Genomic DNA, 6132 nt, shown 5'->3' with positions numbered 1-6132 from the left:
GCCGAACAGAAATGCCGGCGAGGCCGGCTTGTCCTGCGCGATACGTGCGTCGGTGGTTTTCAGCGCGGCGGTGATGAAGCGCTCGCCGGTAGGGTCGTCCAGTATCGTATCGAGCAGCGGCAGCATGCCGTGGTGCAGGCCTTCGGCGCGCAACTGGTGGACGCCGCGCAGGGCATGGCCCGACATCAGCAGCTTCAGCGCCTCGTCGAAGATGCGCGCGCGCGGGATGTTGGCCAAGAGCGGCGCCAGCGTCGCCACCGGCTTGCGGGTGTCGGGATCGATGTGGAAATCGAGCTTGGCGGCAAGGCGCGCGGCGCGCAGCATGCGTACCGGGTCTTCGCGGAAGCGCGTCTCTGGATCGCCGATCATGCGCAGCACATGCTTCTTGCAGTCGGCCACGCCGCCGAAGTAGTCGTGCACTTCCTCGCGCGCGGGATCGTAATACAGCGCGTTGATGGTGAAGTCGCGGCGCGCGGCGTCGTCCGCCATGTCGCCGAACACGTTGTCGGACAAGAGCCGCCCGTGCTCGTCGGTGAGCCGCTTGTGCGCTCCCGGCGACCTGTCGGCGGGAGCGTGCTCGTCCTCCTCCTCCGCTTCCTTCTGGCCGTTGGCGCGGAAGGTGGTGACCTCGATGGTGACGCGGCCGCACATCACGTGCACGATCTGGAAGCGCCGCCCGATGATGCGCGAGCGGCGGAACAGCCGCCGCACTTCTTCCGGGGTGGCGTCGGTGGCGACGTCGAAGTCCTTCGGCGTCTTGCCCAGCAGCAGGTCGCGCACCGCGCCGCCCACCAGATAGCCCTTGAAGCCGGCCTGCGCCAGCGTTTCGCAGGTTTTCAGCGCGCAGTCGTCGATCTGCTCGCGGCGGATGCCGTGTTTGGGCTGCGGCAGGATCTGCGCGCCGGAGGCACGCGATTTGCGGCCGAATACTTTGCTGATGATGCGACGAATCATTGGGGTGCGCGGAGCGGGGATGAATGAAGCAGATGGGCGATTATACAGGCTGGCCCCGGCTGCTTTGTTGCCACAATGCCGCGGTGCCGGGGCCGTACAGGCTTGCGAGCGACGCCGGCGTGAGCAGTTCGGCCGGGCTGCCGAGTTGCCAGCGCCCGTCGCCGTAGAGGAACAGCAGGCGGTCGCAGTGGCAGGCGGCCCAGTTGGGGTCGTGCAGCGTCAGCGCCACGCTGCGCCCGGCGTCGGCCTCGCCGCGCGCCCACGCCAGCAGCCGCGCCTGGTGCGCCGGGTCGAGATGGGTCAGCGGCTCGTCGAGCAGGGCGATGCGCGGCGCCTGCACCGCCAGCTGCGCCAGCCGCGCGCGCTGGCGCTCGCCGCCGGACAGGGTGGCAAGCGGGCGGCGGGCGAGGTCGCTCAGTTCCCAGGTCGCCAGATGCGGCGCCAGATCGGGGGCAGCGCCGAAGGGGTAATGGCCGAGCGCGACGAAGTCGGCGACGCTGCCGAAAAACCCGCCTTCGTCGCCCTGCGGCAGCAGGCCGATGTGCTGCGCGCGGACGAGCGGCGGTAAGCCGGCCACCGGCTGGCCGTCGAGCAAGACGTGTCCCTGCGCGGGCAGCGCGAGCCCTGCCAGCACCGCCAGCAGCGTCGACTTGCCGGCGCCGTTGGCGCCGAGAATGCCGAGTACCTCGCCGGATTCGAGCGTGAGGTCGAGGGAGTCGACCAGCGTGCGGGTGCTGGTACGGAGGGAGAGTTGCTGGGTGGTCAGGCGCATGGCCGGGTTGGCAGTTCTGCGTCGTTTGTGAGTGGTGTGCGCATGAAGGACTTCTGCTAAGTAAATTAGACGACGATTCTGCAGCAGAATCAGGAGGGTGGCCGGCTGCACCGCTTACGTAGCCTGTAGCATGAATTTGATTTTGCCTCCGGCCTGCGGTTGAGGATGCCGGCCTCCAGCAGGGCGGCGGCATCGCCATGCACAACCCGCGAGTTGGCTCCGCGTGTCCGCTCGTTCGGATTGGCTATTTGCCCGCGGCCTTGTTCAGCAAATCGAGGCCGCGCGCGGTCTTGCCCGCTCCCTTTTGGGCGCGCAGGCGGAACCGGGTTTCCGCGTCGAATTCCGCCAGCAGCAGCGTCGTCACTTCGTCCAGCAGGCGATTGACGCTGGTGCCGCGGCTTTGCGCCAGGGCGCGCAGGCGTTCGTGCTTGTCGTCGGGCAGGCGTAGGGTCAATGCGCTCATGTCTTGATCTCCTTGAGAAAATCCTCGGGGCTTACCACCCGCAGTTCGGGGAAGCGGCGTTCCATGCGGGCAACGTCGCGCAGATTCCGGGTCACCACGAAACGCGCACCACCCGCTACCGCGAGCTCCACCAGGTGGTTATCCGCTTCGTCCGGCAGATTGGGGCGCCAGGCGAAATAGATACGCGTCCAGCTGCACGCTGCAAGGAATATGTCCAGCAATTCGCCGCGTTCGCCAGGCGTCAGTCGGGATGACTTGAACAATTCGGCACGCCCCAGCACATCCTCGTATTCGGCAAACAGTGCTGCGCTCATCAGGGGCAGGCATTCGCTGCGCAGGCAGGCTGCCACGATCCGGTGTGAGGCGCCTTGCCCCAGGCAGGCGCCCACGAAGATATTGGTGTCGACGACCACCCGCTGAGTCATGCTGTTTATGGTAGCAGAAATGCTACCGGTTGAAGGGCCGAAATGGCGGCTTCAAGGCCGGCGCAGCAGCCACAACATCATCGGCACCCCGAGCAGGGCGGTGAGCACGCCGACCGGCAGTTCGCGCGGCTCGATCACGGTGCGCGCCAGCGCGTCGGCCAGCACCAAGAGGCTGCCGCCGGCCAGCGCGCAGGCGGGCAGCAGGACGCGGTGGCCGGCGAAGCCGAGCTTTCTCAAGGCGTGCGGCACCATCAGGCCGACGAAGCCGATGCTGCCGGCCTGCGCCACCACCAGCGCGGTGCAGGCGCCGGCCAGCCCGAACAGCATCCAGCGCGTGGGCGCGACGGCGACGCCCAGGGAGGCGGCTTTCAGCGGCGACAGCTGCAGTATGTCGAGCCGCCTGGAGAGGCCCAGCGCGGCGGCCACTGCCAGCAGCAGCGCGCCCCACAGCATCGAGGCGTTGCTGGTCCACGCCAGGTCGCCCATCAGGAAGAACAGCATGCCGGGCAGGCGCTCGGCCGGCGCGACCGAAAGCATCAGTGCGATCAGTGCGCCGAAGCCGGCCGCCAGCATCACCCCGGCCAGCAGCAGCGGGGTGTGGTCGCGCGCCAGCATTCGCCCGCCGAGCGCGGCGGCGAGCGCCAGCGCCAGAAGGCTGCCGGCGAACGCCAGCGCCGACACCCACGGCCATGCCAGCCCCGCCGCCATGCCGAGCAGCGCAAGCAGACCGGCGCCGCCGGAGACGCCGAGCAGATAGGGTTCGGCCAGCGGATTGCGGAACAGCGTCTGCATCAGCGCGCCTGCCAGCGCCAAGAGGCCGCCGCAGGCGAAGGCGGCGGCCACCCGCGGGGCGCGCAGTTCGACGAGGATCTGCTGTGCCAGTTCGCGGTCGGCCGGCAGCGCACCGGCCAGCAGGCCGAGCGCAATGGCGAGCGGCGCGGCCAGCCCGAGCAGCAGCAGTTTGGCGGTGGAAGACAGGCCGGGCCTTACTGTTTCGGTGCTTCGGCGGGGGCGGGTGCCGCGGGCAGCACGCTGACGCGCTGCATCACGACCGCTTCGAGCGGCACGTCGTCGTGCGGCCCGCGGCTGCCGCGCGGCACCGCGACGATGGTGTCGACCACCTCCATGCCGTCGACCACCTGGCCGAACACCGCGTAGCCCCAGCCGGCGACGCTCTGGCCGCGATGGTTGAGAAGCGCGTTGTCCACCACGTTGATGAAGAATTGCGAGGTCGCTGAATGCGGGTCGCCGGTGCGCGCCATCGCCAGCGTGCCGCGCAGGTTCTTCAGGCCGTTGTCGGCTTCGTTGCGGATGGGTTCGCCGTTGGGTTTTTCCGCCATGTCCGGCGTCATGCCGCCGCCCTGGATCATGAAGCCGGGGATCACGCGATGAAACACCAGGCCGTCGTAAAACCCGCTTTTCGCGTAGTTGAGAAAATTCGCCGCCGACTGCGGCGCATTGCGGGGGAACAGTTCCAGCGTGATGTTGCCCTTGCCGGTTTCGATCAGTACGCGCGGATTGGCCGGCTGGCCGGCGGCGGGGGCGGTGGCAACGGTCTGGGCGCCGGGCTCGCTGGCGCTGCAGCCAGTGGCGCCGGACATCAGCGCGCCGAGAAACAGCGTGGCGTAAAACAGGGGAAAACGGGACATCGGAAAAGCTCCAGTGTGGGGGTGGGGGGGATTTTACGGGCGAGCGGGGGGCGGCGGAAATGCATCGAACAGCCGCGCCGAGTTGTCATGCAGCAGCCGGTTTCTCAGCGGTTGCGGCAACGGCTCGATCCAGCCGCGGATTTGCGCCACCACGGCTGCGTAGTGCTGCCAGCGGTTCGTACTGAAGGTGTCCACCGCCGCCACGAAGCGATCGGGATAGCGCTCGAACAGCGCGCGCCATTCCGGCAGCAAGGCGCCGCCCGGAGCGATGCGCTCGTCGCGCACCGAGGTGTCGATCCAGAGCGTGGCGGGATAACGATCCAGCATTGCAGCCAGCGGCGCGGGCTGCGGCCGGGTGCCGAGATGCGCCCACAGCACCCGCACCTCGGGCGCGATGGCGAACGCGCGCTCGATCACTTCGGCGTCGCCGTGAAGCATCAGCACCAGCCGGCGCGCAGCCGCCAGCCGTACCAGTTGTTCGAACACCGGCTGCCGGGCGTCGCCGGCAAACAGATGCAATTCGCCGATGCCCGCCCAGCTGCCCCGCTCCAGCTGCGCGGCGACCCGCGCCGGCAGGCCGGCGTCGTGCACCCAGCGGCCCTTGTCCAGGTCCGACGCATAGACGCCGAGCAGCGGAATGATGCGGCCGGGAGCATGCCGGTACAGATGCTGTGCCAGCTGCGGCGGCGAGCTCGTCACCGCCAGCTGGCGCACCCCGGCGGCATCGAGTCTGGCGATCACCTCGGCCGGCGTGAATGCCGCCGCATCGGGGGCGGAGTAATGCGCGTGGGCGTCGATCATCGGCGGCGGGGAGGCGCCGGCGCCGAGCGACCCCAGCAGGCACAGGACGGGCAAGGCTGCGCGCATCATGCGGCGAGTCGCGCCTCGATTGCCGCGCGCACTGCGTCCAGCGGCTGCCAGCCGTTGCCGATGGGGTGCAGCTGCGTGCCCTGCTGCAGGATCAGCGCGGGAAAGCCGCGCACTCCGGCCTGGCGCGCCTGCCGGAAATTCGCCCGGGTTCTGGCGCGGGCGTCGTCGCTGTCGAACAGGCGCAGGAATGCCTGCGCGTCCATGCCGAGCCCGGCCGCCAGCTCGGCCAGCACGCCGGGCCGGGTGACGTCGCGTCCCCCGGCATAAAACGCCGTCTGGATCGCCTTGAACATGGCAAAGATCAGCGCCGGGTCGAGGGTGCCCGCCGTCACCACGGCGCGGCTGGCGGGTTCGGTGTCGTAGATGAAACCTTCCGGCAGCGCGTTCTCGAAACGGAAGGCTTGTCCGGTGCGCTCGTGCACCTGGTGCCAGTGATGCAGGATTTCTTCCCGCTCCGCCGCCGTCATCGGCGCGCTGGTCCCGGGTCGCAGGCCGCCCAGCACCAGTGCGATCTTCATGCGCTCGCGATATTCATCGCGCACGCATTCGATCACCGGCGAAAACCCCCAGCACCATGAGCACATGGGGTCGGCAAAATACCAGAGGAGGGGAGGATTCATGGGAGGGCCAGCTGCGAAATGAAAGGGCGATTCACAGCATACGCGATCGGGCCTCAGGGCTTGGCCGGATCGTCCGGCTTGGGCGGGGTGTCGTCGTCCATGATGACGCTGTGCGCCGGCCCTTCGAGGTCGTCAAACTGGCCGTTTTTGGCCGCCCACAGCATGATCCAGGCGATGAGGCCGACGATGACGAGGCTCAAGGGGATGAGCAGGAGCAGGATGTCCATGCTCAGAGGCCTGGCTCTTGCGCGGCGAGCCTTGAATCCTGTGCCTTGAGGCTGCCGTCATCGGCGGGCTGGCTGAAATTGGAGAGCCGGAGCGCATTCAGCACCACCAGCAGCGAGCTCGCCGACATGCCGATGCCGGCGATCCACGGCGT

9 protein-coding genes are annotated in these 6132 nt (G+C 68.6%); all 9 read right to left on the bottom strand.

What is annotated here, in order from left to right:
• A partial coding sequence (pcnB, locus tag Q0L94_RS16125; protein ID WP_296755253.1) for a polynucleotide adenylyltransferase PcnB occupies positions 1–954 on the bottom strand: 954 nt, incomplete at its 3' end.
• A gap of 40 nt (positions 955–994) precedes the next feature.
• A complete protein-coding gene (locus Q0L94_RS16120) occupies positions 995–1726 on the bottom strand; it encodes an ABC transporter ATP-binding protein (protein ID WP_296755251.1) in 732 nt (243 codons plus the stop codon).
• Between the two features lie 244 nt (positions 1727–1970).
• Positions 1971–2189, bottom strand: a complete 219-nt coding sequence (locus Q0L94_RS16115) for a toxin-antitoxin system HicB family antitoxin (RefSeq protein ID WP_296755248.1) — start codon at positions 2187–2189, stop codon at positions 1971–1973.
• Entirely contained in the window at positions 2186–2614 is a 429-nt protein-coding gene (locus Q0L94_RS16110; RefSeq protein ID WP_296755246.1) for a putative toxin-antitoxin system toxin component, PIN family, read from the bottom strand. The genes Q0L94_RS16115 and Q0L94_RS16110 overlap by 4 nt, the downstream gene beginning before the upstream one ends.
• Before the next feature lie 51 nt (positions 2615–2665).
• The gene (locus Q0L94_RS16105; RefSeq protein ID WP_296755256.1) at positions 2666–3526 is read right to left on the bottom strand and encodes an iron ABC transporter permease; all 861 of its coding nucleotides are present in this window, start codon (positions 3524–3526) and stop codon (positions 2666–2668) included.
• Between the two features lie 74 nt (positions 3527–3600).
• On the bottom strand, positions 3601–4263 hold the full coding sequence (locus Q0L94_RS16100; RefSeq protein WP_296755243.1) for a peptidylprolyl isomerase: 663 nt from the start codon (positions 4261–4263) through the stop codon (positions 3601–3603).
• A 33-nt stretch (positions 4264–4296) separates the two neighbouring features.
• A complete protein-coding gene (locus Q0L94_RS16095) occupies positions 4297–5133 on the bottom strand; it encodes an amidohydrolase family protein (RefSeq protein ID WP_296755241.1) in 837 nt (278 codons plus the stop codon).
• Positions 5130–5753 carry a DsbA family protein gene (locus Q0L94_RS16090; protein ID WP_296755238.1) on the bottom strand — a complete coding sequence of 208 codons (624 nt, stop codon included), beginning with the start codon at positions 5751–5753 and terminating at the stop codon, positions 5130–5132. The genes Q0L94_RS16095 and Q0L94_RS16090 overlap by 4 nt, the downstream gene beginning before the upstream one ends.
• Before the next feature lie 53 nt (positions 5754–5806).
• Entirely contained in the window at positions 5807–5980 is a 174-nt protein-coding gene (ccoS, locus tag Q0L94_RS16085) for a cbb3-type cytochrome oxidase assembly protein CcoS (RefSeq protein ID WP_296755236.1), read from the bottom strand.
• Positions 5981–6132 lie beyond the last annotated feature (152 nt).

The organism is Thiobacillus sp. (genome assembly GCF_024708915.1).
Note: the sequence above shows the minus strand (reverse complement) of the source record. Positions and strands in the feature narration are given on the sequence as shown.